At 61.7% G+C, this 24203-nt stretch carries 28 protein-coding genes; 14 read left to right on the forward strand and 14 right to left on the reverse strand.

All coding sequences use genetic code 11. From position 1 onward, the window contains the following. The first annotated feature begins 21 nt into the window (after nucleotides 1-21). From VIE67_RS12900 to VIE67_RS12930, 7 genes are all read left to right on the forward strand, one after another. The gene (locus VIE67_RS12900) at nucleotides 22-663 is read left to right on the forward strand and encodes a response regulator (RefSeq protein WP_332026877.1); all 642 of its coding nucleotides are present in this window, start codon (nucleotides 22-24) and stop codon (nucleotides 661-663) included. Between the two features lie 217 nt (nucleotides 664-880). Beyond that, complete coding sequence (locus VIE67_RS12905) at nucleotides 881-1936, forward strand: hypothetical protein (protein ID WP_332026849.1); 1056 nt, start codon at nucleotides 881-883, stop codon at nucleotides 1934-1936. 257 nt (nucleotides 1937-2193) lie between these two features. Beyond that, complete coding sequence (locus VIE67_RS12910) at nucleotides 2194-3150, forward strand: ABC transporter ATP-binding protein (RefSeq protein WP_332026850.1); 957 nt, start codon at nucleotides 2194-2196, stop codon at nucleotides 3148-3150. A gap of 163 nt (nucleotides 3151-3313) precedes the next feature. Then, entirely contained in the window at nucleotides 3314-4048 is a 735-nt protein-coding gene (locus tag VIE67_RS12915; RefSeq protein WP_332026851.1) for an ABC transporter permease, read from the forward strand. A gap of 13 nt (nucleotides 4049-4061) precedes the next feature. After that, nucleotides 4062-5936 carry a Gldg family protein gene (locus VIE67_RS12920; protein ID WP_332026852.1) on the forward strand — a complete coding sequence of 625 codons (1875 nt, stop codon included), beginning with the start codon at nucleotides 4062-4064 and terminating at the stop codon, nucleotides 5934-5936. Nucleotides 5937-5947: 11 nt separating this feature from the next. After that, entirely contained in the window at nucleotides 5948-7246 is a 1299-nt protein-coding gene (locus VIE67_RS12925) for a DUF4340 domain-containing protein (protein ID WP_332026853.1), read from the forward strand. After that, nucleotides 7246-7626, forward strand: coding sequence for a DUF423 domain-containing protein (locus VIE67_RS12930; RefSeq protein ID WP_332026854.1), 381 nt, complete (start codon nucleotides 7246-7248; stop codon nucleotides 7624-7626). The genes VIE67_RS12925 and VIE67_RS12930 overlap by 1 nt, the downstream gene beginning before the upstream one ends. On the opposite strand, the gene VIE67_RS12935 is transcribed toward VIE67_RS12930, so the two are convergent. The 9 genes from VIE67_RS12935 to VIE67_RS12975 all read right to left on the reverse strand — a co-directional run bounded on the left by VIE67_RS12935 (nucleotide 7623) and on the right by VIE67_RS12975 (nucleotide 13135). Beyond that, nucleotides 7623-8216 (reverse strand): M15 family metallopeptidase, encoded by a 594-nt coding sequence (locus VIE67_RS12935; protein WP_332026855.1) that lies wholly within the window; start codon nucleotides 8214-8216, stop codon nucleotides 7623-7625. The genes VIE67_RS12930 and VIE67_RS12935 overlap by 4 nt on opposite strands. Nucleotides 8217-8278: 62 nt before the next feature. Further along, on the reverse strand, nucleotides 8279-9058 hold the full coding sequence (locus tag VIE67_RS12940) for a CPBP family intramembrane glutamic endopeptidase (RefSeq protein ID WP_332026856.1): 780 nt from the start codon (nucleotides 9056-9058) through the stop codon (nucleotides 8279-8281). Further along, nucleotides 9055-9249 carry a type II toxin-antitoxin system antitoxin gene (locus VIE67_RS12945; RefSeq protein WP_332026857.1) on the reverse strand — a complete coding sequence of 65 codons (195 nt, stop codon included), beginning with the start codon at nucleotides 9247-9249 and terminating at the stop codon, nucleotides 9055-9057. Before VIE67_RS12945 ends, VIE67_RS12940 begins: the two co-directional genes overlap by 4 nt. Next, nucleotides 9236-9583, reverse strand: coding sequence for a hypothetical protein (locus VIE67_RS12950; protein WP_332026858.1), 348 nt, complete (start codon nucleotides 9581-9583; stop codon nucleotides 9236-9238). Before VIE67_RS12950 ends, VIE67_RS12945 begins: the two co-directional genes overlap by 14 nt. Nucleotides 9584-9596: 13 nt before the next feature. Further along, nucleotides 9597-10463: an SPFH domain-containing protein gene (locus tag VIE67_RS12955; RefSeq protein ID WP_332026859.1), complete on the reverse strand. Its 867-nt coding sequence runs from the start codon at nucleotides 10461-10463 to the stop codon at nucleotides 9597-9599. A gap of 138 nt (nucleotides 10464-10601) precedes the next feature. Continuing rightward, complete coding sequence (locus tag VIE67_RS12960) at nucleotides 10602-10910, reverse strand: hypothetical protein (protein WP_332026860.1); 309 nt, start codon at nucleotides 10908-10910, stop codon at nucleotides 10602-10604. Further along, nucleotides 10907-11317 carry a hypothetical protein gene (locus tag VIE67_RS12965; protein ID WP_332026861.1) on the reverse strand — a complete coding sequence of 137 codons (411 nt, stop codon included), beginning with the start codon at nucleotides 11315-11317 and terminating at the stop codon, nucleotides 10907-10909. Before VIE67_RS12965 ends, VIE67_RS12960 begins: the two co-directional genes overlap by 4 nt. 10 nt (nucleotides 11318-11327) lie before the next feature. Next, nucleotides 11328-11603, reverse strand: a complete 276-nt coding sequence (locus VIE67_RS12970; RefSeq protein WP_332026862.1) for a hypothetical protein — start codon at nucleotides 11601-11603, stop codon at nucleotides 11328-11330. Between the two features lie 92 nt (nucleotides 11604-11695). Then, complete coding sequence (locus tag VIE67_RS12975) at nucleotides 11696-13135, reverse strand: transglutaminase-like domain-containing protein (protein WP_332026863.1); 1440 nt, start codon at nucleotides 13133-13135, stop codon at nucleotides 11696-11698. Nucleotides 13136-13254: 119 nt separating this feature from the next. On the opposite strand from VIE67_RS12975, the gene VIE67_RS12980 reads away from it, so the two are divergent. Next, complete coding sequence (locus VIE67_RS12980) at nucleotides 13255-13557, forward strand: hypothetical protein (RefSeq protein ID WP_332026864.1); 303 nt, start codon at nucleotides 13255-13257, stop codon at nucleotides 13555-13557. On the opposite strand, the gene VIE67_RS12985 is transcribed toward VIE67_RS12980, so the two are convergent. The 5 genes from VIE67_RS12985 to VIE67_RS13005 form a co-directional block, all read right to left on the reverse strand. Beyond that, nucleotides 13548-14291: an arginyltransferase gene (locus tag VIE67_RS12985; protein ID WP_332026865.1), complete on the reverse strand. Its 744-nt coding sequence runs from the start codon at nucleotides 14289-14291 to the stop codon at nucleotides 13548-13550. The genes VIE67_RS12980 and VIE67_RS12985 overlap by 10 nt on opposite strands. Nucleotides 14292-14476: 185 nt before the next feature. Next, on the reverse strand, nucleotides 14477-15154 hold the full coding sequence (locus VIE67_RS12990; RefSeq protein WP_332026866.1) for an HAD family hydrolase: 678 nt from the start codon (nucleotides 15152-15154) through the stop codon (nucleotides 14477-14479). A gap of 26 nt (nucleotides 15155-15180) precedes the next feature. Continuing rightward, the gene (locus VIE67_RS12995) at nucleotides 15181-15570 is read right to left on the reverse strand and encodes a putative signal transducing protein (RefSeq protein WP_332026867.1); all 390 of its coding nucleotides are present in this window, start codon (nucleotides 15568-15570) and stop codon (nucleotides 15181-15183) included. Beyond that, complete coding sequence (tesB, locus tag VIE67_RS13000; RefSeq protein ID WP_332026868.1) at nucleotides 15567-16442, reverse strand: acyl-CoA thioesterase II; 876 nt, start codon at nucleotides 16440-16442, stop codon at nucleotides 15567-15569. Before tesB ends, VIE67_RS12995 begins: the two co-directional genes overlap by 4 nt. A 106-nt stretch (nucleotides 16443-16548) precedes the next feature. Next, entirely contained in the window at nucleotides 16549-17109 is a 561-nt protein-coding gene (locus VIE67_RS13005) for an N-acetylmuramoyl-L-alanine amidase (protein WP_414707367.1), read from the reverse strand. A gap of 175 nt (nucleotides 17110-17284) precedes the next feature. Between VIE67_RS13005 and VIE67_RS13010 the strand changes: the two genes are divergently transcribed. The 6 genes from VIE67_RS13010 to VIE67_RS13035 form a co-directional block, all read left to right on the forward strand. After that, on the forward strand, nucleotides 17285-17812 hold the full coding sequence (locus VIE67_RS13010) for an alpha/beta hydrolase (RefSeq protein ID WP_332026870.1): 528 nt from the start codon (nucleotides 17285-17287) through the stop codon (nucleotides 17810-17812). Between the two features lie 8 nt (nucleotides 17813-17820). Further along, the gene (rlmKL, locus tag VIE67_RS13015) at nucleotides 17821-20001 is read left to right on the forward strand and encodes a bifunctional 23S rRNA (guanine(2069)-N(7))-methyltransferase RlmK/23S rRNA (guanine(2445)-N(2))-methyltransferase RlmL (protein WP_332026871.1); all 2181 of its coding nucleotides are present in this window, start codon (nucleotides 17821-17823) and stop codon (nucleotides 19999-20001) included. A 128-nt stretch (nucleotides 20002-20129) separates the two neighbouring features. After that, on the forward strand, nucleotides 20130-20618 hold the full coding sequence (locus VIE67_RS13020) for a hypothetical protein (protein ID WP_332026872.1): 489 nt from the start codon (nucleotides 20130-20132) through the stop codon (nucleotides 20616-20618). 240 nt (nucleotides 20619-20858) lie between these two features. After that, nucleotides 20859-21416, forward strand: coding sequence for a class I SAM-dependent methyltransferase (locus VIE67_RS13025; protein ID WP_332026873.1), 558 nt, complete (start codon nucleotides 20859-20861; stop codon nucleotides 21414-21416). Between the two features lie 87 nt (nucleotides 21417-21503). Next, nucleotides 21504-23174: a urocanate hydratase gene (gene hutU / locus VIE67_RS13030; protein ID WP_332026874.1), complete on the forward strand. Its 1671-nt coding sequence runs from the start codon at nucleotides 21504-21506 to the stop codon at nucleotides 23172-23174. Between the two features lie 83 nt (nucleotides 23175-23257). Next, a partial coding sequence (locus VIE67_RS13035) for an SIR2 family protein (RefSeq protein WP_332026875.1) occupies nucleotides 23258-24203 on the forward strand: 946 nt, incomplete at its 3' end.

The raw sequence follows: 24203 nt of genomic DNA on the forward strand, positions 1-24203 counted from the left end.
GTACCCATGCAATCGACGAAAGTGATTTCGGTTTGTCTGGTCGACGACCAGACTCTGGTGCGCCAGGGCATTCGTTCGCTGCTCGAATTGTCCGACGAAATCCGTGTCGTCGGCGAAGCCGTCGACGGCGCGCAGGCGGTCGAGATCATTCCGCAGGCGAAGCCCGATGTGGTCCTGCTCGACATGCGCATGCCCGGCATGTCCGGGCTCGATGTACTCAACGCGCTGGCGGCGCGCAACGCCCTGCCGCCGACGATCATCCTGACCACGTTCGACGACGACCAGCTGGTGCTCGCAGGCCTCAAGGCCGGCGCGCGCGGCTATCTGCTCAAGGACGTGTCGCTCGATCAACTGGTCGACGCGGTGAAGGCGGTCGCGGCCGGCGGCTCGCTGGTGGCGCCGGTGGTGACCCAGCGCCTGCTTTCGGGCCTGGAACGCATGCACAACGATTTCACCAGCCTCGACCGACCCGACCCGCTGACCGAACGCGAGACCGAGATCCTGCGCCTGATGGCCGGCGGCTACAGCAACAAGGAAATCGCCAATTCGCTGAACGTGGCCGAAGGCACGGTGAAGAATCACGTCTCCAATATCCTCTCCAAACTCGGCGTGCGCGACCGTACCCGGGCCGTGCTCAAGGCCTTCGAGATCGGCATCGTATAAGGCCAGGTTAGGGGCGGGGAGGGCAGCGCTCGCTACCGGTTTCCCGTTTCCCACTTTGGCGATAGCCATTGCGGAAATTTGCAAGTAACATTCGGTCGACGTCCAAGGCAGACAGTTGGCCCGTGCTGCGGTTCCCCGCTCTGGTCCGAATGCTTGGACGGCTGCGCTGCGCCGGGGTGCAACGCAGTTGGCCGGTTCAATTTTGGAGAGAAATAGGATGATACGCCTGGTTGAGATTTTCGTTGCCCTCATCATCGTTTTTGTCCTCGCGATCGTGTTCGCCATCGCACTGCCCGATCATCGGCATACCGATCGCGCCATCACATTGAGCTCGCCGGTGCGGCAGATTTACGATGTGCTGGACGGCTTCCGCACTTATCCTTCCTGGGCCGCGGTGCGCGCTTACGATCCGCGCGTGCGTTTCGATTACTACGGTCCCGAGCGCGGCTCCGGCGCCAAGATCAACTGGGTGAGCGGCGATGGGCGCGTCGGCAACGGCAGCCTCACGATCATTCCCGACCCGGTGCAGGACAAGCAGGTGCGCTGGGCAATCGACAACAACTGGAAGGGCACCAACAAGATCTACACGTTCGATATCGAGCCGGCGGAAAACGGCAAGACTGTCAAGGTCACGCTCGGCTACGACGTCGACTACGGCTGGGATCTGCTGGCGCGCTATTCCGGCCTGTATCTGGGCGGCGATCCGGCCACGCAGATTCAATTGCACCTGACCGAACTCGAAAAACTGCTGACGACGATCCCCAACGTCGACTACAAGGATCAGAACTTCGAACTCAAGGATGTGGCTGCAAGACCCATCCTGTTCGTGTCGACTCAGGCCAAGCGCACACTCGACGATGTCGCTGACGCGACCGACAAGGCGCTCACCGCGATCCAGGCCGCGGTCAAGAAAAACAACCTCAGCGTCACCGGTCCGCGCATGACCGTGACCACAAACTGGGGCGACGAGAACTACGAGTTCGATATCGCGCTGCCGGTCGATCGCAACACCGATCTTACGCTGGTCGACCCGGTCAAGACCGGCCAATCCTATGGTGGCAAGGCACTGACCAATTCGTTCACCGGCTCGCCCGCGCAGTTGCCGCTGGTACGGCTGCTGCTCAAGGCGTATGCGTATACGCATGGCTACATCTTCGATGAAAGTTCGCAGGGACCGGGGCGTTTCTACGACGAACTGACCACGCCCGATCCCCAAGCGGCCGAGGACAACCAGTCGTTCGTCGTCTATCTGCCGGTACAGATCCAGCAGTGATCTTTCGCCGCGGCGCGGACACGGGTCGACCCTGTCCGCGCCGCGCTGTCCTTGGCGCCTCGATTCGCCGGCCACGCGCTGCTCAGGGAACTTTTTCGCGCCTCTGCGGTATTTGTCGCTGGGCCTGCGTTTCGCACGCAACCTGAAAACTCCTGTCGTCTCGTCGTGAGAGGATGCGCGCCACGTTGCACTGCGCATGTCCCACCCGAACGGCAGGACTTTCTCGAACCCGACTCAACGAAAAATGGAATTAGCGCATGATTGAAACCCGTCAATTGAGCAAACGTTACGGCGACCTCGCCGCCGTGAACGGCATTTCCTTCAAGGTGGAGCCGGGCCAGGTGCTCGGCTTCCTCGGCCCGAATGGCGCGGGCAAGTCGACCACGATGAAGATGATCGCGGGCTTCCTCGCACCCACCTCGGGCAGCGCCAGCGTCTGCGGCCACGATGTGGTGAACGAACCGCTCGCAGCCAAACGTGTGCTGGGCTATCTGCCCGAAGGCGCACCCAGCTATGGCGAGATGACTCCGCGCCGGTTTCTCAATTTCGTCGCCGATGTGCGCGGACTCTCCGGCGCTCGGCGCGCGCAGCGCGTCGAGGATGTGATCGAGCGTCTGCACTTGCACAGCGTGCTCGAGCAATCGATCGAGACTCTGTCGAAGGGCTTTCGGCGTCGCGTCGGCCTGGCTCAGGCTCTGGTCCACGATCCGGCCGTGCTGATTCTCGATGAGCCGACCGACGGTCTGGATCCGAACCAGAAATTCGAAGTGCGCAGCCTGATCAACGCGATGGCCAAGGACAAGACCATCGTCGTGTCCACGCATATCCTCGAGGAAGTGCAGGCCGTGTGCAGCCGCGCAGTGATCATCGCGCGCGGCAGGATACTCGCCGACGCCACGCCGGCCGAACTCGAAGCGCGCTCGCGCTATCACCAGGCGGTGTCGCTGACCACGAGCAATGTCGCCGCGGCGAAGGAAGCGCTGTCGCGCATCGCCGATGTCGCCGCGGTCGAGATCGACGCGCAGACCCATCGCCTGACCGCGATTCCAAAACCGGGACGCCACATCTTCACGCCGATCAGCGAGCTGCTGCGCGCGCAGGGCATCGAAGTCAGCGAACTGCAACTCGAATCCGGGCGCATGGACGAAGTGTTCCGCACGATCACGCACGGCGATCTGGGCGAAGACGTACCGGCCGAGGAGGCGCGCGTATGAGAGCGGCGATACTTGATATGGGCGATGTTGGGCATCCTGCCACAACATTGCCCAGCACGAGCCCGGCCAAGCCGGGCTACGTGCTTGCGACGCAAGCGTATCCGCTTGCACGGGCGGCACATCCTTGTGCCGCGATTTCGACACGCGCGACCGGAGGTGAAGCGTGAGCGCGATAGTTACTGTGTTCAAACGCGAGCTGGCGAGCTACTTTGCCACGCCCGTGGCCTACGTTTTCATTGTGATCTTCCTGCTGCTCGCGGGCGCCTTCACGTTTTATCTGGGCAACTTCTTCGAGCGCGGCCAGGCCGATCTGCTGTCGTTCTTCAATTTCCATCCGTGGCTGTATCTGTTCCTCGTGCCCGCCGTGGGCATGCGTCTATGGTCGGAGGAACGCAAGAGCGGCACGATCGAATTGCTGCTTACCTTGCCGCTGACGATGTGGCAGGCGGTGGCCGGCAAGTTTCTCGCGGCGTGGGCGTTCATCGGCATCGCGTTGACGCTGACGTTTCCGATCTGGATCACAGTCAACTATCTCGGCTCGCCGGACAACGGCGTGATCTTCGCCAGCTACCTCGGCAGCTTTCTGATGGCCGGTGCATTTCTCGCGATCGGTTCGTGCATCTCGGCATGTACGCGCAACCAGGTGATCGCCTTCATTCTCACCGTGGTCGTGTGCTTCCTGTTCCTGCTCGCCGGGTTTCCGCTGGTGCTGAATTTCTTCAGCGCGTGGGCGCCGCAAGGGCTGGTCGATGCGATCTCCGGTTTGAGTTTCCTCGCGCATTTCAGCGCGATCGCCAAGGGCGTGATCGATCTGCGCGACCTGGTCTATTTTCTGCTGACCATCGCATTCTGGCTGTATGCCAGCGCGGTGGTGATCGACCTTAAGAAAGCCGATTGAAGGGCGCACAGAGATGAATTCCAACCGCAAACTCCTTACCGTCGGTGCACTCGCCGTGCTCGCCGTACTGCTCGTCGCCGTGATCCTGATCAGCAATACGCTGCTGCGCGGCGCACGCTTGGACCTGACCCAGAACCATTTGTATACCCTGTCGCAGGGAACGAAAAACATACTTGCCTCGATCGAGGAACCGATTCATCTGACCCTGTTCTTCTCCGACAAGGCCGCGGCCGAGAGTTCGCAGCCCGAAGCCGCCACGCTGCGCAACTACGCGCCGCGCGTGCGCGAGATGCTGACGGAGATGGCCGCGCGCGCAGGCGGCAAGTTGCGCGTCGAGACGATCGATCCGCTGCCGTTCTCGGAAGAAGAGGATCGCGCGACCGGGTTCGGCCTGCAGGCGCTGCCGTGGGGGCCGGGCGGGGCGAATATTTTCCTCGGTCTCGTCGGTACCAATTCGACCAATGGCAAATCGGTGATGCCGATCGTCGATCCGAGCAAGGAAAGCTTTCTCGAATACGACATCGCCAAGATGATTCACGAGCTGTCGATGCCGAAGAAACCCGCGGTCGGCCTGATCACGAGCCTGCCGATGGGCGCGGGTTTCGACGCAGCGACGCGGCAGATGCGCCAGCCTTGGGCGATCCAGCAGCAGCTCGATCAACTGTTCGAAGTACGCACCTTGACCGCAGCCTCCCTCAAGGCGATCGACAAGGACATCAATGTCGTTGTGCTCGTGCATCCGAAGTCGCTCAGCGACGATGCGCAATACGCCATCGACCAGTTCGTGCTGCGCGGTGGCCATCTGCTGGTATTCGTCGACCCCGTTGCCGAAGCCGACGACAGCGGCGCCGACCCGAACAATCCGCAGGCGGCGATGTTCGCGGACAAGTCGTCCGACCTGCCCAAACTGTTCAAGGCCTGGGGCATCGACTACGACCCGAAGAAAGTCGTGCTCGACCGCGAACATGCGCTGCAGATCACGATGACCCAGGGCGCGCCGCCCGTGCGCCATGCGGCGATCCTCGGCTTCACCAAACGCGATCTCAATCCGACCGACGTGACCACGGCGACGCTGCAATCGATCAACGTGTCGACCGCGGGGTTTTTTGCTCTGGCCAAGGATTCTAAAAACAAGCTGACGCCGTTGATCCAGACCAGCGCCGATGCGATGTCGGTGCCGAGTGAAAGGGTGAAGTTCCTGCCCGATCCGAGCCAGCTGCTGGTCGACTACAAACCCGACGGCTCGCAGCCGTTCGTGGTCGCCGGGCGTCTGGAAGGCAAGTTCACGAGTGCGTTTCCGGAGCGCAACGAACCCGGCCATCTCGCCGAAGCCAAGGACAACGCGGAAATTATCCTCGTCGCCGACACCGATATTCTGAGCAACCGGCTCTGGGTGCAGGTGCAGCCGTTCTTCGGCCAGCAGGTCATGAACGCGTTCGCCAACAACGGTGACTTCATCGTCAATGCCGTGGACAACCTCGGTGGTTCGTCGGACCTGATTTCGATCCGCGGCCGCGCCACCTCGCAACGCCCGTTCACCACGGTCGAGGATATGCGCCGCGCGGCCGAGGAGAGTTTCCATGACAAGGAGCGCGACCTGCAAACCAAGCTCGCCGACACCGAGCGCCGGTTGACCGAGCTGCAGAGCGGCAAGGCCAAGGAAAACGAAATGATCCTCTCGCCCGAGCAAAAGGCCGAGCTGCAGAAATTCCAGGATCAGAAGGTCTCGATCCGCAAGGAGCTGCGCCAGGTGCGACGCGGCCTCGACGACCGCATCGATGCGCTGGGCACGCGCCTGAAGCTGATAAATATCGGCCTGATGCCTTTGCTGATCACCTTGCTCGCGCTCGGCTTCGCCTGGTGGAAACGCCAGCGGCGCGCGGTTTGAGGAGTGCGAACATGAATGCGAAGACTCTTTATACACTTGCCGCGGTTGCCGCCGTTGCGGTGGTCGCGGCGACCTGGATCAGCAGCGCGAACCGTCCTGCGATCGAAGGTTCGGCGCAAGGCAGACTGCTGCTCCCTGGCCTGCGCGATCAGGTGAACAACGTCGATTCGATAGCGCTGAGCGGCGCCGGCGACAAGGTGCTGGTCACGCTCAAGCGCGGCGCCGACGGATGGCACATTGTGGAAAAATCCAGTTATCCCGCCGACCTTGCCAAGCTGCGCGAATTCCTGCTCAAGCTCGCCGACGCGACGGTGCTCGAGGAAAAAACCGCAAATCCCAAGCGCTATGCCGATCTGGGCGTGGACGATGTCGCCGGCAAGGACGCGAAAGGCGTGCAAGTGGCGATCGGCGGATTGAAGCAACCGCTCAAATTTATCCTTGGCCTGTACAACGGCGCGGGCGGCGGCGGCACCTTCGTGCGCCGCGATGGCGAAGCGCAGAGCCTGCTGGCGAGCGGCAATCTGCTGGCCGAGAAAAGCCCCGCCGGTTGGCTCAAGCACGATCTCATCGATATCGATGCGGGCCGCATCAAGGAAGTCGTGCTGACCAATCTGGAAGGGAAAGTCCTGCGTGTGGCCAAGGCACAGTCGGCCGACGCTAATTTCCTTGTTGCCGATGTGCCCAAAGGCCGCGAGCTTGCCTCGGACTATGTCGCCAACAGCCTCGGTTCGGGCCTGGCGAACCTGCGCATCGACGATGTCGCCGCCGCACACGATCTCGCCGCACCGGACAAAGTGTACAAAGTGCACTACCTCGCATTCGGTGGCACCGTCGTCGACGTGAAGGCCTGGGATGCGGACGGCAAGAATGCGCTGCAACTGGTCGCGTCGAACGACGCGGCACAGCTCGACGCGGATATCACCGCCGAGCAGGCCGTGGCGAAGGCCACCTATGAAACCGCAGTCGCGGCCGCAAAGCTCAAGGTTGTCGAAGCGAAAGGCGATGACGCCGCGATCGCGAAGGCCGAGGCCGATGTGGCCAGGCCGCCATCTCTGATCGATCCGGCGAAAGACCGCAGCGAGCGTCTGGCTGCAGCGACGAAAGTCGTCGAAGATCTGAACAAGACCTTCGCCGGTTGGACGTTCACCGTACCGGCCTACGCGTTCGCGAACTTCAACAAGAGCGTGGACGATATGTTGAAGCCGATCGTGCAGAAGGCAGTCCCCGGCGGCAAGCCGCCTGGACTTCAACCAACGGGGCAGACCAGCCGCGCGCCGATGGTCAAACCGACACCCAAACCGTCGCCCTGATGCGCGGTTTCACGGTGCTCGCCGCATGCATGGGCGCACTCGCAGTCGCTCTCGGCGCGTTCGGTGCGCATGCGTTGCGCGGACGTCTGGACGACGCGGCGCTGCAGGTCTGGCGCACCGCCGTCGACTACCAGTTCTGGCATGCATTGGCCTTGCTTGCGATCGCGCAGTCAAGTAATGCGGCACCGCGCTGGCTGCACGCAAGCGCGACGGCTTTCGTTGTTGGCGTCGTGCTCTTTTGCGGCAGTCTGTATGCGTTGGCGCTCGGTGCGCCACACCTTGTCGGTGCGATCACGCCTTTCGGCGGCATCGCACTGATCGCTGGCTGGCTGTTGCTCGCGGTCGCATTTTTGCGCAGTGCAAAACGTAAAACGCACTAGCGTGCGCGACGCGCAGACTGCCAGCACCAATGCCACGGTTCATACGCGATACCGTGCGGGTTGTGGCGCGGATAACTGAGATGGAATCCATAGTGCTGCGCGTTGGCGGATAGCCAGGCAAACGCCGAAGAGTTCTCGAACTCTTCCTCAAGCGCGGCAAAACCCGGCGCCGTGATATCCAACGCGCGCCCCGAATGATGTTCGCTGTAACCGGGTGCGGCGCTGACGCGCAGGATTTCATGCATCGACAGACCGTGTTCGAGTTTGCGCCGGACAATGCCGAGCTGATGTTCGACACCGCGGAACGCCGAGATGATCTGCAACTCCACGCTCTCGCGCACAGCTGCGTCGCGCATGCGCATCCACGCGCGCGCTGCGTGGGGCGCTAGCCATTGCGGACGGCTCTGTGTGTCGTGGCCGATGAAGGCAAGGTGCTTGGGTTCGCGTATGCGCTTGAGCGCGTGCGCGCGGGCGTAGTCATGGGGGACGCCAAGCGCGTGTGCCGTCTCGATCGCGGCATGGATCGCAGTCGCCATGGCACGGGCGGGCGTGGCCGGCTTGTCGTCAGCGGTGGCGGTACGTGCGTTCATGGGCGGGCAGTGGATGAAGTTGGCGCAAGCATACGCTCGACGAGATCGTGGAGGCGCTTGTTCTAGCCGAACGCCGGCGCGACCACGTGGAGGACGAGATCGGTGCTGAAATGGGCCAGCATGGAGTGTTCCAGCCCATGTCGCCAGAACAGCCATCCAAATACGACACCGCACAGTGCATTGAGCCCGATCGTGCTAAGGACAGATCCGGTAGTAAGCACCGTCGTTTGCGCCAAAATTGGCAGATGGCCAATGCCAAAAATGACAGCGGCTAGAACGATGGCAATCCAGTAAATGCCAGTACCGGGTACGCTTGTGCTCCGCGTGCGCGCCCCTAGCCAGACCAGCAGTGAGACCAGAAACAGACGGCACTGTACTTCTTCGACGAAGCCACCGTAGAACGAAGCGAGCAGCCCTTTCCACCATACCGGTCCATTGTATGCAGTCAGCCCCGTATCAGATGACAGCGCTGCAAACGCGTGGAGCAAAAGTAGAACAACCATGCCGACTGCGAGACCGAGAGCGATCGACACAGTCCAGTGCGACGACAGGGGGTTCTCTGGACCTGCTCGTAACCATCGGCGCAATAGTGGCGCGTCGAGATGGTTGGCGTAACCGAGGCGCAGGCCAGCCCATCCGAGCATCAGGAGCAGCACACCTTCTTGCAGCGATTGGATCGCGGCGAACACGGGAAGGGAGAGTGAGGTTCTGACCGCAAGCTGCGGCATAACCGAAAACAGATACGGCATCAGCAGCAACACCGCGACCACACCAGTGGCGGCCAACAGCAGCGCGATGCGAAAATGTAGAACCGGTCGGAGCTGATAGGGCTGATCGCTCATGTTTCCCCGATGGGGTCTTTCCGCGCTGCGGAATCGATGTGTTTGATGCGCCCGGCCTTGCGCAACGCATCGCGCAGCACATATTCGATTTGCGCATTCACGCTGCGCAACTCGTCGTCGGCCCAGTGCTGCACGGCATCTAGCACGTCGGTGCTGATGCGCAACGGGTAGGCTTTTTTATCGGCGGCCATCGCGACGCGGCTTGTCTTGATAGCGTTGTTGACCCAGCCATAGTGCAAGGCCGAAGATGATCATCAGAACCACGAACACGAAATGCCCGATTTTGCGAGACTGCATGTCGCCGTGAAACGCGTAGGACAAAACGCCGTACGATGCAACCACCGCTCCCATCAGGGTCATGATCAGGCTGACGTAATCTCCCAGCGCCTGCGGGTCGCTGACGCGCTCCCAATCGACGTTCTTGACCAGGCCGAAGGGGCCGCGAATGCGAATCAGGATCGCGATCGTGAGGATCAGCCCACCGCCGACGAGGCTGACCACAAGTCCGATGAGTTGAGCCGACATGGTCGTCTCCGGATCAACTGTACAAAGTGCCGGTGTTGACGATCGGCTGCGTGCCGCGTTCGCCGCAAAGCACGACCAGTAGATTGCTGACCATCGCCGCCTTGCGCTCCTCGTCGAGGTTGACGACGTTGCGCGCGGCCAGTTGTTCCAGGGCCATCTCGACCATGGTCACCGCGCCTTCGACGATGCGCGTGCGCGCAGCAATAATTGCGCTGGCTTGCTGGCGCTGCAGCATGGCTTGCGCAATTTCCGGGGCGAAGGCGAGATGAGTGATGCGCGCCTCGATCACCTTTATGCCGGCGCTGGTCAGGCGTTCCTGGATTTCCTGCTGCAGATGCTCGGAGATTTCCTTGCCGTGACTGCGCAGGGACAGTGCGCCGGTATCGTGCGAATCGTAGGGGTAACTCGTCGCCATCGCGCGCAGCGCCGATTCGCTCTGGATATGGATGAAGTCCTCGTAATCGTTGACCTGAAACAGGGCTTCCGCGGTATCGACCACCTGCCAGACCACGACAGCGGCGATCTCGATCGGGTTGCCATCGAGGTCATTGACCTTGAGTTTGGAAGATTCGAAATTGCGCACGCGCAAGGACACGCCACGCTTGCTGTAGAAAGGATTCGTCCAGCGCGGCCCGGCGTCGCGTACGGTGCCGACATAGCGGCCGAAGAATTGCAGCACCTTGCCCTCGTTCGGTGCGACGGTGAAGAAGCCGCTGAGCGATATGATCAGGGCAATGCCGAGCAGAACCGCGACCACAATGCTCCACACGATTGCGTGTTGAATCGAGTAAATCAACCAGAATGCATCGGCGAGCACCAAGGCGACCAGGCCGATCAGGGCGGGAATACCGGAAGGGGCGGAATACAGACGTTCGTTCATGACAGACTCCATGTGTAGCGTGGAAATAAAGATATCAAAATGATATCTATCTGTCAATGCCTGAGGCGAGTCGTGCCGATAAGTACGAGCACACCTTAATGTATATATTTAATATAAACAATAAATTGAGATGCGTATTTAAACTTGTTTCTTGATACTTGAATCGGTGCGTGGACTCAGTGCCCCGACAATCAGTGGTGTGAGCAACGAGCGCGCGAGCAGCGCACCGCCGCCGGCAATTGTTGCGTCGATCTTTGTCCACAGCCGTGTCGGCAACCAGCTCAACGCGAATCCGCCGAGCAAACCTCCGGTGACGATCCATGCGATCGGGTGGCGGCGAAACGAGGCCCTGATCGGAGTCGTATCGCGCACGAGCGTTAAATGCGCCATGTCAAGTTCGGTTTGTGCCGTGCGCACGCGCTCCGCTGCGGATCGTGCGCTCGTCATTGCAGAGCCTTGATGAAGCGCGACAAGGCGGCGCGGCTGCGCGGCAGACTCAGGCTGCGCCACCAACTGCGCAAGAGCATCAGCGTGGCCAGCAGTGCGATGATATTCAACGACAGCACGCCGCAAACCGCGAGGCTCCAATCCTGCAGCCAACGGTGTAGCAGAGCGGCCAGCAGCGCATCGATACTGAGCAGGATGCCCAGCGCCAATGCCGGCACAATCAGAGCGAGGATCAGAAGGCGGACAAGATTGGCCTTCGCCAACGTCGCTTCGCTGATCAGCAATGAACCCCACGCGCGCGCATAGTCCGCGGTGTGCTGCGCGACATCGGTCAGCGAAGCGCCGTCGGTCGGCGCCGCGGGCACATCGGTCTGCGCGCTGTCCGTGGCTGGTTCGGTCCCCGTCATGTCGCTGGCGTCAGCGACGCAGTAGCTTGGCGACCGTCAGTCCGGCAAAGAAGGCGACGCCGAACGCCGCGAGCGGGTGCAACTGGATTTGCTTGCTCGCCGAGCCGCCGAGGACTTTCGCGTTCTGCAGCAACAGCTCGCCGGTCTGGCGCAGCTGCTTATCGAGTTCTGCAATGCGCTCGGAGAGCGCGTCGATATTGTCGTCGAGCTTCTGTTCGGCGGTATCCACACCGTTGTGGATGTCGTTGGCAGCGTCGATCGTGGACTTCGCAGTGCTTGCGCTCATCTTGTAACTCCTTGCGTGGATTGAACCCTGACTGTACCCGTAACAATGTGAACAAAAAGTATCTTCGCGTCGATATTAATTCGATGGTGCAATCAGTGAATAACGTCGACCGAATCGATGCGCAGACGTCCCAGCGTATTGAACCCGGCGTAGAAACGCCACGGATCGCCATCGCCGACCGACAGCGCAATATGGCCCGCATCGAAACCGTGCAGGGCGGCATCGAAGCTGCGCCAGCTGCCGTCGACATAGGCCTGCGCCCACGCGTGCGGGACGAAAACGTGTTCCTGGCCGGCGTATTGATCGACATAAACCAGACCATCGACAACCCGGGTCGGAATCCCGCGCGCGCGCCCGAGCGCGGCGAGCAACACCGCGTGCTCGGTGCAATCGCCCTCGGGGTACTTCGCCACCTCCAGCGCCGAGGCGTAACCCACTGAAAGATCCTTCTTGCGAATGAAGCTGCGCACGAAATTCTCCAGGTTCTGCATTTGCTCACGCGCGGTTTTTGCGTCGCCGGCGCCTTGCCGCGCCAGCTTGACGATTTCGGGCGCGGTACTTTGCAGCCAGTCGTTGGGCTGCGTATCCGCCGCAACGGGCTTGTCCTCGTGCGACGGCGCAGCGTCCGCAAGCGGCGCGATGCGCAATTCGACCGAGCGCGCGTTTGTTTTCGCCTGCTGTTCGTCGGTATTGGCGAATTGCAGGGGTTCGCCGCTGGTATCGATCGCACTCAATTCCAGGCGTATGCCGTGCGCACGCTCCTGCGCGCTGAGCGCGCGGGTGGCGGGCACCAGCGAGTGTATAAGTATATCGGCGGACTGATTCGGCGCGGTCGCACAGGCTTTCGAACAGGCGAGCATGGTCAACTCATAACCCATCATCGGCACCAGCAACTTGCGCACGGTCTGATCCGCTTCGATCCAGGAAATCGTTTGCGTCGGCGCGCCGCCAAGCTTGACCGTCTGCTCGACCTTCAGCAGTTCACGTTCGCCTTCAGGCAGATCGACCCACTCCCTCGCACCGACCACCGAATCGACTTCGACCGTTTCGAGATTCTCCGCCTGGAATGCCAACGCGGTGTAATGCCTACCCGGCGCGAAACCATTTTTTTCTTCCTGCAGGCGCAGGCCTTCGGCCAGCAGGGCGCCTTGCGGCCAGGCCATCGTGTGCGTCTGCTTCGCGCCGCCGACCTGACTGACTACATCGAGCTTGCCGTCGGTCCCGATGACGCCGGTCTGCACGCTTTCGATGCCGGAGATTTTCGTGCGCGATTCGAACCTCAGCGGTTTGCCGTCGCTCGTTTCTTCGTCCGTCTCGCCGGTCGCGAGCGCAACTTTGGAGCCGGCGCGCTGGATCTCGATGCTCATGTTCTGGGTCGTCACGACGCGATTGCCGGCGACCTTGCGCGTGGTGTGCATGCTGCCGATCTTGCGGCCATTGAGCAGCACGCTCATCCACACGTCGTCCGCGGGCGCGGCTTGTGCGGCGCAAGCGCAGGCCGTCAAGATCAGGGCGACAAAGCGGCGGAGCATAGACGGTCTGCGGCATTCAATGGTGGGCTGCAAGAATAGCCGATGCGACCGGTGCGCGCATGCGCATCGCCGATGTGTATTTCGCTAGAATTCCGTACCGCATACGAGATCGAAAGCGCATGAACGATACCGTCAACTACGCCGTGTTCCTGTTCCCGCAGGCGATCGAGACGCTCGGCGAAGCGATCAAGCCGTACCTCACCGATATCCCTCCGGTGGGGCCGCACATCGTGTGTTCCGTGGTCGACACTTCGGGCACGTTTTTCCAGCTGACTGTGCAGGGACGCAGTAAGGACGACAAGGCGATCGAAGCCGAACTCATGCTGCCGAACGCCTTCATCAAGCTCATCGTGTCGATGCACAGCGAGGAGCCGTTCGGCTTTGGCGAACGGACAAGAGGCGAGGGCAAATCTCAATCCTGACTGGCGGCGTGGTCGCCGCGATCGGAATCCAGCTCGGCTTTCCAGCCCTCCGGTGTGAGCCGTTCGAGCGGGTGGAAGCGGGCCTTGTAATGCATCTTCGCGTGTCCGGCAATCCAGTAGCCCAGGTACACATGCGGCAGTTGCCGCTTCCGCGCGAGCTCGATCTGGCACAGGATCGCATACGTGCCGAGTCCGCGCGCATGCTCGCGTGGATCGAAAAATGTATACACCGCCGACAGCCCGCTGGCGGTGATGTCGGTGACGGCGACCGCGAGCAGATCGCCTTCGCCGTTGCGCCATTCGAGAAACCAGGTCGGGCTCCACGCGGTGTACAGAAAGCGCGAGAAATCCTGCGGATCGGGATTGTCCATGCCGCCACCGGCGTGGCGCGAGTCGAGGTATTGTCGGTACAGGGCGAAATGTTCGTGGCTGTAGCGCGCCGGCGTGATGCTCAAGACCAGATCGCTGTTGCGCTTGAGGCAGCGGCGCTGGCTGCGATCCGCGCGGAAATCGACGACCGCGACGCGCGCCGGCACGCAGGCGCGGCACTGCGGACATTGCGGGTGATAGACATGCCCGCCGGCGCGGCGATATCCGCGCGTGAGCGCATGCGCGTACATGCGCGGCAGATGCGGCGCCGCGGGATCGATCACCAGATTCTGCGCAGTGCGCTCGGCGAAATAGCCGCAGGGATGCGGCAGGGTCTGAAACAGGCGGACGGTTTCGGACTTCATGCCCACATTCTATATCAGCGCGGTGAAGCCCTCCCCAAAAGCCCTCCCCTTCAAGTGGAGGGCTGGGTGGGGATGGTGTCAAGCGTGCCGGTCAGACGCAGTTCGCATGACAGTAACACCATCCCCCTCCCGGCCTCCCCCTTGAAGGGGAGGAGAATTTGGCGGCTGTGCTAAATCGCATCCGATCAAGCCCGCGCGGCGACCTCGTCGATATGCTTGAGCAGATCCGCCGGATCGGCATAGACGCGGAACGCGCCGGCGCTTTGCAGTTCTTCCTCACCGTAGCCACCGGACAACAGACCCACGCCGAGGCCGCGCGCACGCTGCGCGGCGATCATGTCCCAGATACTGTCGCCGAGCACGAGTGAGTCGCGGATATCGACGCCGAGACGATCGGCCGCGGTCAGGAACAGGTCTGGGTCTGGCTTGGCATATTTGACCTGATCGCGGGTGACCACGGGCACCTTGTTCGGATCGACGCCGAGCGCGGCCAGATTGTGTCCAGCGGTTTCCATGCGCCCGCTGGTCGCGATCGCCCATGGCGTGCCCTGATCGGTCAGATAGTCGAGCAGCTCGCGCGCGCCGGGCAGCGGACGCACGCTGGCGGACAAGCCTTTGTACGCTTCGGCATGGCGCACGCGCAGGCGATCGAGCCGCTCGGGCGTATTGTCGAAACCCGTTTCGCGCAACAGGATATTGGCGAACAGCCCGCCGCTCATGCCGATCTTGCGGTGGATGCGCCACACCGACAGCGGAATGCCTTCCTGATCGAGCGAGGATTTCCACGCCAGCACATGCTGATAGACGCTGTCGATCAGCGTGCCGTCGAGGTCGAACAGAAATGCGGTCTTGTTACGTGCCATGGGGCTTTTCCTTTGGAGCTGCGCGCTCAAAAAATATGCAGGACGCCAAGCCAGTTGAGCAGGATGATCAGCGCGATCGCGCCGAGCAGGACGGTGCGCAGACGCCAACTGAATGCGATTCGCCTCTGCTCGGGCGATGGTTCGCGCGATTGCGCGAGTTCGTCGGCATAACGCGTGGGCGGTTCGATGCCAGCGTCGCGCAGCAATGCGCGCGCGCGCGGCTGGTCCTCGGATCGCACCACCCACACCTGCGGCCATGTCGCCGGATCGACCCTGGCGCTATAGCTGGGTCCCTTGTAGTCATGCCCGGCGTAAACGCGCCGGTTGGTCACGCTGGTCTGGATTCCAGCCTCGGCCATCATCGCGACGACCATGTCGATGTTCTGCAGGCGCTGCGAAGTATAAATCTGTCTCATGACGGCTTGATGTCGACGACGCGCATCATCCCTTCCTGTACGGTCGATGCGACGAGGCGGCCATCCGTCGAAAAAATCTGGCCGCGGGCGAGGCCGCGGGCGCCTTGTGCAGTCGGGCTGTCACAGGAATACAGCAGCCAGTCGTCGGCGCGGAACGGGCGGTGGAACCACATCGCATGATCCAGGCTCGCGACCTGCACATTGCTCTGCAGGAACGAGATGCCGTGTGGCAGCATCGCCGTACCGATCAGATTGAAATCCGACGCATAGGCAAGCATCGCGCGGTGCAGCTCCGGCGAATCGGAAATGCGGTCGACGAGACGGAACCAGACGTTTTGCAGCGGCGGGCGTTTTTCCGGCTTCAACTCATCACGCTGATCGACATAACGCAATTCGAATGGACCGCTGCGGCCGAACCAGCGCTGCAATTTGGGCGGCAGCTTGGCGAATTCCGCGGGCGGAAGCGACTTGCGCGGCGGCAGGTCGTCGGCCTGCGGCACATTCGGCATCGCCATCTGATGTTCGAAGCCTGGCTCGGCAATCTGGAACGACACCGTGCAGTTGAAAATCTGCTCGCCGTGCTGAATTGCGATCACGCGCCGCGTGGAGAAACTCTTGCCGTCGCGCGTACGCTCGACGTTGTAGACGATCGGCGCTTCAATGTCGCCCGCACGCAGGAAGTAGGCGTGCAGCGAATGTGCACTGCGCTCGGCCCCGACCGTCTGCTGCGCCGCCGACAACGCCTGACCGAGCACCTGGCCGCCGAACACGTAACGCGTACCGATATCGCGGCTCTGACCGCGGAAAAGATTGTGTTCGAGGCGCTCAAGCCCGAGCAGTTCGACCAGTTCGGTGACGATGGGGTTGGGCATACGTTCTCCGTGATTGGCAGCGCGAAGTATAGCTGCGACTCGCGAAACCGGGCGGCGCGCACGGCCAAGTCGACAGCCACGATCCTTGCGAGCAGGTGATCGCCGGTTACGGCACCAGTTTTTCCAGCCCGGCCGCCGGCACGATTTCGTTCCACGGAAACAACGGGCCCGGGTCCTGTCGGCGCGGTAGCAGGATTTTCGGATCGTCGCTGGCCGGTTCGAGGCGGCGGTCGAGGTTTTCGTGGCCGCTGATGTAGCGCAGGCTCGGAATACCCGCGCGTAACTTGCGCAACAGCGCGAGCAACGAGTTTATTTGTTCCTTTGTATACGGTACCGTGAACGCCTGGTACCTGCTGTCGCCCCAGTGCGGATAGCGGCCGACGTTGAACATCTCGATGCCGATCGAACGCGTATTGTAGCCGACCGTGTGGTTGGCCACACGCTCGGGCGCAACAAAACGGTAGATCGTGCCGTTTTCCTCGATGTAGTAGTGGCCGCTGTTGCCGGTACCCAGATTCGGATAGTGCACGCGCTCGCCGTACTCGCGCGTCGTCTTCATGTCGGGCAGCTCGGTGCAGTGGATTACGACCAAATCGATATCGCTGAGCGCACGCTTGTGCAACCGTGCTTCGTAGGGCAGCGGCCAGTCGTGGATGGCAAGGTCGATGGGCAAGGAAGTAACTCGCATGTGCCGTTCGTGCTGAGGTTATCGAAGCATAAACGGTATTGTTTGAGGAACATCGCCCTTCGATACCTCAGGGCGAACGGGTTGTGTTACGCAAAGATTATCAAAGTTTCCCTGGCCGCAGAGGTTACTGAGTGTGCCATGCGATAATCGTTGTATGAAACCCTTCATCATTCTCTCTCACGGCCTCGAAAGCGGTCCGGACGCGACCAAGGTCAGCGCCTTGGCCGCGATCGCCAAGCCGCTCGGCTTTGAAAGCGTGCGTCCGGACTATCGCGATCTCGATGCACCGCACGACGTCGATAAAATCGACGCGCGCATCGCACGTCTCAAGTCGCATGCGCCTGCGAGTGGGCCGGTGATTCTCGCCGGGTCGAGCATGGGCGCGTTCAGCTCAGCGCTTGCGTCACTGGAGTTGAACTGCGTCGGTCTGTTCCTGATTGCGTTGCCAGTGGCGATTCCCGGCTATGCGCGCGCTTTCGATGCGGCGCGCGTGCCGACCGCACTGATTCATGGCTGGGACGACGAGATCTGTCCGGTCGACGCCGCGCTCGCATTCGCGCGAACGCGCGGCGATTCGATCACCCTGGTGCGCGATGATCATCGCCTCGGCGCACACGTGGATTTCATCGCCGAGCAGTTTCGTTTGTTCCTGAAACAATTCGGTCCGGAGCAATTCGTTTGAGTTCGCCTGTGTCGAGCGTCAGGAAATTTTTCGCGACCTGCCCCAAAGGCCTGGAATATCTGCTTGTCGATGAATTGAAGGCGCTCGGCGCCAGCGACGTCCACGAAGCGCTGGCTGGCGTGCATTTCAGCGGTGGACTCGATGCCGGTTACCGCGCCTGCCTGTGGTCGCGCCTGGCAAGCCGCATCCTGACGCCGATCGCGGAGTTCGCCGTGACCGACGGCGACACCTTGTACCAGGGTGCGCTCGGTGTGGATTGGAGCGAGCACATGGATGTCGAGGCGACCTTCGCCGTCGATGCGGTCGGCAGCACGCCGGGTGTCACGCATTCGCAGTTCGCCGCGCTGCGTGTCAAGGATGCGATCGTTGACCAGTTCCGCGATAAATGTGGAAAACGTCCCAATGTGGACACCGAGCGTCCCGCGCTGCGCGTGAACCTGCTGCTGAGGCGCGGGCAAGCGATCGTGAGCGTCGACCTGTCCGGTGCACCCTTGCATCAGCGCGGCTATCGGCTCGGCCAAGGAGTGGCGCCACTCAAGGAAAACCTCGCCGCCGGCATGCTGCTGCGCGCGAGCTGGCCAGCGGTTTATGTGGCCGGCGGGGGTCTGGTCGATCCGATGTGCGGATCGGGCACCTTGCTGGTCGAAGCGGCGCTGATGGCAGCGGATATCGCGCCCGGTCTGCGCCGCGATTATTTCGGGTTTCTTGGCTGGCGCGGCCACGATGCGGCATTGTGGAAAATGCTGCATGACGAGGCGCAGGCGCGTGCGACGACGGGTGCGCAGGCATTGCGGCCGGCGTTTTTCGGCTTCGATCACGACGCAAGCGTGCTCAACGAAGCCGTGCGCAATGCGCAGCTCGCGCAGATGTCCGGCTTCGTGCATCTGGGCAAGCAATCGCTCGAACACCTGCATCGTCCGCATGAACTCGAGTCGCCCGGTCTGGTGATCTGCAATCCGCCGTACGGCGAGCGCATGGGCGCGGACAGCGGCATCGTGGATTTGTATCGCCTGCTAGGCTCGAAATTGAAAGCCGAGTTTCCGGGTTGGCAGGCGAGCGTGATTACCTCGGATGAAGAGCTTGGCCGCGCACTCGGATTGCGCGCCGAGAAGAAATACAAGCTCTACAACGGCGCGCTCGAATGCGTGCTGCTGAATTTCCAAATCCTGGCGCGCGATTCGGCGGCCGGCGACTCTGCTACGTATGTGCCCAAGCCGCTGTCGGCCGGCGCGCAGATGGTGAAGAACCGCATCGAAAAGAATTTCCGCCATCTGCGCAAGCGCGCCGAGCGCGAAGGCATCGAATGCTGGCGCGTCTACGATGCAGATCTGCCCGAATATGCAGCGGCGATCGATATCTATCGTGCGCACCTGCGCGATGCCCGCCAAGGCACCGTCGACTATCTGCATATCCAGGAATATCAGGCGCCGGCGACCATCGATGAAACCATGGCGCGCACGCGCCTGCGCGAGATCGTGCGCGCAGCTGGCGAAGCACTCGCCGTTCCGCGCGAGCGCATCGCGCTGAAACAGCGCCGGCGCGGCAAGGGCGGCGAGAAATACGGGCGCCTCGACGAGCGCGGCGAGCAGCTCGAAGTGGGCGAGGGCGGCCTGCGCTTCTTCGTCAATCTGTGGGACTACCTCGATACCGGCCTGTTTCTCGATCACCGACCGCTGCGCGCTCGCGTGCGCGAGATGAGTCGCGGCGCGCGCTTCCTCAACCTGTTCTGCTACACCGGCAGCGTCAGCGTCTATGCAGCCGCGGGCGGCGCGACCGAGACGACAAGCGTGGACCTGTCGCAGACTTATCTCGGATGGGCAACGCAGAATCTCGCCCTCAACGGCTTTGCCAACATGCAACACAAGCTGGTCTGCGCCGACGCGCTGGAGTATCTGCAGAATCACTCGGCAATGTACGACCTGATCTTTGTCGATCCGCCGACGTTTTCCAATTCCAAGCGCGCCGAGGATTTCGACGTGCAGCGCGACCACGTGCGCCTGCTGCAGCTTTGCGGCGAGCGCCTGCTGCCGGACGGCACCATCGTTTTCTCGAACAATTTCCGCCGCTTCAAGCTCGACGAGGCGGCGCTGGCTGACTTCTCGATCCGTGATATCAGCGCAGCGACGATCCCCTTCGACTTCGAGCGCAATCCGCGTATCCACCGCTGCTGGGAATTGCGAAAAACCTGACCCGTTCAGCTTTCTCCCGGGCGGCGCTGATCCAAACTGAATGGCGCGCTGAATTGGCCGCAGGTTTCAGTATGGATTCAGCCGTTCGACCGCAGAGTACGCTTGCGATCAAAGGGGTCGCGACTTTAATGCACTGGAGAACTGAAATGACATTCCGCAAGCGTGGATTTCGTGCGATGGTACTTGGCGCGCTCGTTACGGCCGGCCTCGCACTGGCGCCGGCCGCGTTCGCCCGCGACCACTTCGGTATCGGCATCAACCTGCCAGGGTTGAGCGTCGGCGTCGGTGGCCATCATGGTTTCGTCGATATTGGTTTGGGCGGCTATGGGCCGGCATACGGGTATGGGTATGCCCCGGCGCCGGTTTACTATGACGACTATGCGCCTGCCTATTACGGTTCGGCGTATTACAGCCCCGCCTACTATGGTGGCGTAGTCTATGACGGCTACTACGGTGGGCGTGGTTACTATCGCGGCGGTTACCGTGGTGGGTACGACGGTTATCGCGGCGGCCATGACGGCTATCGTGGTGGCCACGACGGTTACCGCGGCGGCCATGACGGCTATCGTGGCGGCCATGACGGCGACCACGGCGGTGGTGGTTACTACCATCACTGACGATTTCCGGCGCAGCTTTCACTAGCGCCAATCGAAACCCCGCTGCCGTGCAGCGGGGTTTTTCTTTGCCTGCGGTTTGATGGGCTGGACGAATAACTGGCCGCGCCCGGCCCGTCACACTATGATAGCTCGGTATCCCGTACGGACTTTTTCGTGATTCAGCCACATCGATCGTCTCCGCCGCCGAACAAATCGGGGTCGCAAACCTGGTTGTTCTTCCGGCAGTGGCTGAAGAACCCCTTGCGTGTCGCCGCTCTGTCGCCGTCCGGCACGCAGCTTGCCGGCCTGATGATGCACGAAGTGCCCGCCCACGCTCAGCGCGTGGTCGAGCTGGGGGCCGGGACGGGCGTGTTCACGCGCGCGTTGTTGGCCTCGGGCATCGCTGCCGACAAACTGCTCGTGATCGAACTCAACGCCGAGCTGCACGCCTACCTGCACGAGCAGTTTCCGCAGGTGCACGTGGTCTGCGGCAACGCCTGCGAGCTGAAGGCCATCGCGACCGGCAACGGTTTTATCGCGACCGATCTTGCCGATGCGGTGATCAGCGGTCTGGGCTTGCTGTCCATGCCGCGCAGCGTGCAGAAATCGATTGCCGAATCCGTGTTCAGCGTCCTCAAGCCAGAGGGCTGCTTTATCCAGTTCACCTACGGGCCGAAGTCGCCGCTGCCGCAGGATCTGCTCGACGAGCTGGGTCTGTCCGTGCGCCGCGGCGGCTTCACCTGGCGCAACGTGCCGCCTGCATCGGTATTCGTGTATACGCGAACGCGCTCGGAGGCGATTCACGCCGTTCGTTCGTAACTTTTTAACCGGCGTAGTCACCTGCGCGCTGGCGCAACATCTCACGCTCAGCGGATAATCCGCTGCATCCCGCAGCGAGATTCCGCCATGAACGCACCCACCCGCATCGATACGACGCGCACAATCCGTGCGCCGCGCGGCAGCGAAATTTCGTGCAAGAGCTGGCTAACCGAAGCTGCGTTCCGCATGATCCAGAACAACCTCGATCCCGAGGTCGCCGAGAATCCGCACGAACTCGTGGTCTACGGCGGCATCGGCCGCGCTGCGCGCAACTGGGAATGCTTCGATGCGATCCTGCGTTCCTTGCGCGAATTGAACGACGACGAAACGCTATTGATCCAATCGGGCAAACCGGTCGGCGTGTTTCTGACGCACGCGGATGCGCCGCGCGTGCTGATCGCCAACTCCAATCTCGTGCCGCACTGGGCGACCTGGGAGCACTTCAACGAGCTCGATAAGAAGGGTCTGATGATGTACGGCCAGATGACGGCCGGCTCGTGGATCTATATCGGCAGCCAGGGCATCGTGCAGGGGACGTATGAAACCTTCGTTGAAATGGGGCGCCAGCATTTCGGCGGTAGCCTGAAAGGACGCTGGATACTCACGGCGGGTCTTGGCGGCATGGGCGGCGCGCAGCCGCTCGCGGCGAGCCTGGCCGGGGCGTGCTCGCTCAATATCGAATGCCAGCAGAGCAGCATTGATTTTCGCCTGAAGACGCGTTACGTCGACGAACAGGCCCACGATCTCGACGACGCGCTCGCGCGCTTGAAAAAGTATACCGGCGAGGGCAGGGCCGTTTCGATCGCCTTGCTCGGCAATGCCGCGGAGATTCTTCCGGAACTGGTCAAGCGCGGCGTGAAGCCCGATGCGGTGACCGACCAGACCAGCGCGCACGATCCGGTCAATGGCTACCTGCCGATCGGCTGGACGGTCGAGCAGTGGTTCGCACTGCGCAAGTCCGACCCAAACGGCGTGCGCGACGCAGCGAAGAAATCGATGCGCGTGCACGTCGAGGCGATGCTCGCGTTCCACGCGCAGGGCATTCCGACCGTCGACTATGGCAACAACATCCGCCAGATGGCGTTCGACGAAGGCTGCAAGAACGCTTTCGATTTTCCGGGCTTCGTACCGGCCTATGTGCGGCCGCTGTTCTGCCGCGGCATCGGCCCATTCCGCTGGGTCGCGCTGTCGGGCGATCCAGAGGACATCTACAAGACCGACGCCAAGGTCAAGGAACTCATTCCCGACGACCCGCATCTGCACAACTGGCTCGACATGGCGCGCGAGCGCATCAGCTTCCAGGGCCTGCCCGCGCGCATCTGCTGGGTCGGTCTCGGCGTGCGCCACAAACTCGGCCTCGCGTTCAACGAGATGGTGCGCAAAGGCGAAGTGAAAGCGCCAATCGTGATCGGCCGCGACCATCTCGACTCCGGTAGTGTCGCCTCACCGAACCGCGAAACCGAAGCGATGAAGGACGGCAGCGACGCAGTCAGCGACTGGCCGATCCTCAACGCGCTGCTCAACACCGCCGGCGGCGCGACCTGGGTCAGCTTCCACCACGGCGGCGGCGTCGGCATGGGTTACTCGCAACACAGCGGCGTCGTCATCGTCTGCGACGGCAGCGCCGCTGCAGACAAGCGCATCGCGCGCGTGCTCTGGAACGACCCCGGCACCGGCGTGATGCGGCATGCGGATGCGGGGTATGAGATTGCCTCAGAATGTGCGAAAGAGCAGGGGTTGAAGTTGCCGATGGGTTAATTTTCTAGGGAAATCGACGTCCACAATTGGCGCTCGAAATCGACAACCGTGAATGGATGATTTGCACTGCTCGGTAGCGCTCCATGACACTTCTCAAAGATGATCCCATCACGCAGCTGGCGTTCTCCGTATACGAGAATAAAGGCGCGTTTGCGGTACTGCTCGGCTCTGGTCTGTCGCGTTCTGCGGAGATTCCGACGGGGTGGGAGATCACTCTTGACCTAGTGCGGCGTGTCGCGCTGGCGCAGGGGGTAGAAGAACAGCCTGACTGGTCGCAATGGTACAAAAGCAGGACTGGGCAAGAACCAAATTATTCCGCTCTCCTAGAGGAGATAGCCGGTTCACCTGAGGAGAGGCGATCGATCCTTCATCGATACATCGAGCCAAGCGAGCAGGATCGAGAAGAAGGTCGGAAAGTCCCCACGGCCGCGCACCACGCAATCGCGCAGTTGGTTCGCTCCGGCCATATCCGCGTCATCATCACGACCAATTTCGACCGGCTATTGGAAAACGCGCTGCGCGAACACGGCGTCGAACCCACCGTGGTTTCCTCGATCGATGCGCTTTCTGGCGCCGAGCCGCTTACCCATAGCCAATGCTACTTACTTAAGCTCCACGGTGACTATAAGGACGCGCGTATCCTCAACACTGATCGCGAGCTTTATGAGTACCCGAAAGAGTATGAGCGACTACTCGACCGCATTCTCGATGAGCATGGTCTAATTGTCTGCGGTTGGTCTGGAGAATGGGACCACGCCCTGCGGGCCGCATTCTTGCGCGCTCCAAATCGACGCTACTCCGTGTTCTGGGCCGCTCACGGCGAATTAAGCGCGGATGCTCAGGACCTAATAGCTTGCCGTAAAGGCAAGGTCGTTCCAATTACCGGAGCGGATGCTTTTTTCAAGGCGCTGCAACAGCGGATCGAGACATTAGAACAGAGTCAGCGCCAAAATCCATTGAGTATTGAGTTGCTGGTCAATGGCACAAAGCGCTTCCTAGCCAAAGTAGAGCATCGTATCCAGTTGGATG

Source organism: Rudaea sp. (assembly GCF_036560865.1).
In the GTDB taxonomy this organism is placed as follows: Bacteria; Pseudomonadota; Gammaproteobacteria; order Xanthomonadales; family Rhodanobacteraceae; genus Rudaea.

Coding starts and splice junctions, on each gene's coding strand:
- VIE67_RS12930 (WP_332026854.1), top strand. CDS start 7,246: ATGCGCGGTTTCACGGTGCTCGCCGCATGCATGGGCGCACTCGCAGTC.
- VIE67_RS12990 (WP_332026866.1), bottom strand. CDS start 15,154: ATGGCACGTAACAAGACCGCATTTCTGTTCGACCTCGACGGCACGCTG.
- VIE67_RS12905 (WP_332026849.1), top strand. CDS start 881: ATGATACGCCTGGTTGAGATTTTCGTTGCCCTCATCATCGTTTTTGTC.
- VIE67_RS13020 (WP_332026872.1), top strand. CDS start 20,130: ATGCACTGGAGAACTGAAATGACATTCCGCAAGCGTGGATTTCGTGCG.
- VIE67_RS12945 (WP_332026857.1), bottom strand. CDS start 9,249: ATGGCCGCCGATAAAAAAGCCTACCCGTTGCGCATCAGCACCGACGTG.
- hutU (WP_332026874.1), top strand. CDS start 21,504: ATGAACGCACCCACCCGCATCGATACGACGCGCACAATCCGTGCGCCG.
- VIE67_RS12920 (WP_332026852.1), top strand. CDS start 4,062: ATGAATTCCAACCGCAAACTCCTTACCGTCGGTGCACTCGCCGTGCTC.
- VIE67_RS12960 (WP_332026860.1), bottom strand. CDS start 10,910: ATGACGAGCGCACGATCCGCAGCGGAGCGCGTGCGCACGGCACAAACC.
- VIE67_RS12950 (WP_332026858.1), bottom strand. CDS start 9,583: ATGTCGGCTCAACTCATCGGACTTGTGGTCAGCCTCGTCGGCGGTGGG.
- VIE67_RS12925 (WP_332026853.1), top strand. CDS start 5,948: ATGAATGCGAAGACTCTTTATACACTTGCCGCGGTTGCCGCCGTTGCG.
- VIE67_RS12975 (WP_332026863.1), bottom strand. CDS start 13,135: ATGCTCCGCCGCTTTGTCGCCCTGATCTTGACGGCCTGCGCTTGCGCC.
- VIE67_RS12910 (WP_332026850.1), top strand. CDS start 2,194: ATGATTGAAACCCGTCAATTGAGCAAACGTTACGGCGACCTCGCCGCC.
- tesB (WP_332026868.1), bottom strand. CDS start 16,442: ATGCCCAACCCCATCGTCACCGAACTGGTCGAACTGCTCGGGCTTGAG.
- VIE67_RS12935 (WP_332026855.1), bottom strand. CDS start 8,216: ATGAACGCACGTACCGCCACCGCTGACGACAAGCCGGCCACGCCCGCC.
- VIE67_RS12985 (WP_332026865.1), bottom strand. CDS start 14,291: ATGAAGTCCGAAACCGTCCGCCTGTTTCAGACCCTGCCGCATCCCTGC.
- VIE67_RS12965 (WP_332026861.1), bottom strand. CDS start 11,317: ATGACGGGGACCGAACCAGCCACGGACAGCGCGCAGACCGATGTGCCC.
- VIE67_RS12970 (WP_332026862.1), bottom strand. CDS start 11,603: ATGAGCGCAAGCACTGCGAAGTCCACGATCGACGCTGCCAACGACATC.
- VIE67_RS12980 (WP_332026864.1), top strand. CDS start 13,255: ATGAACGATACCGTCAACTACGCCGTGTTCCTGTTCCCGCAGGCGATC.
- VIE67_RS13010 (WP_332026870.1), top strand. CDS start 17,285: ATGAAACCCTTCATCATTCTCTCTCACGGCCTCGAAAGCGGTCCGGAC.
- VIE67_RS12995 (WP_332026867.1), bottom strand. CDS start 15,570: ATGAGACAGATTTATACTTCGCAGCGCCTGCAGAACATCGACATGGTC.
- VIE67_RS12955 (WP_332026859.1), bottom strand. CDS start 10,463: ATGAACGAACGTCTGTATTCCGCCCCTTCCGGTATTCCCGCCCTGATC.
- VIE67_RS12940 (WP_332026856.1), bottom strand. CDS start 9,058: ATGAGCGATCAGCCCTATCAGCTCCGACCGGTTCTACATTTTCGCATC.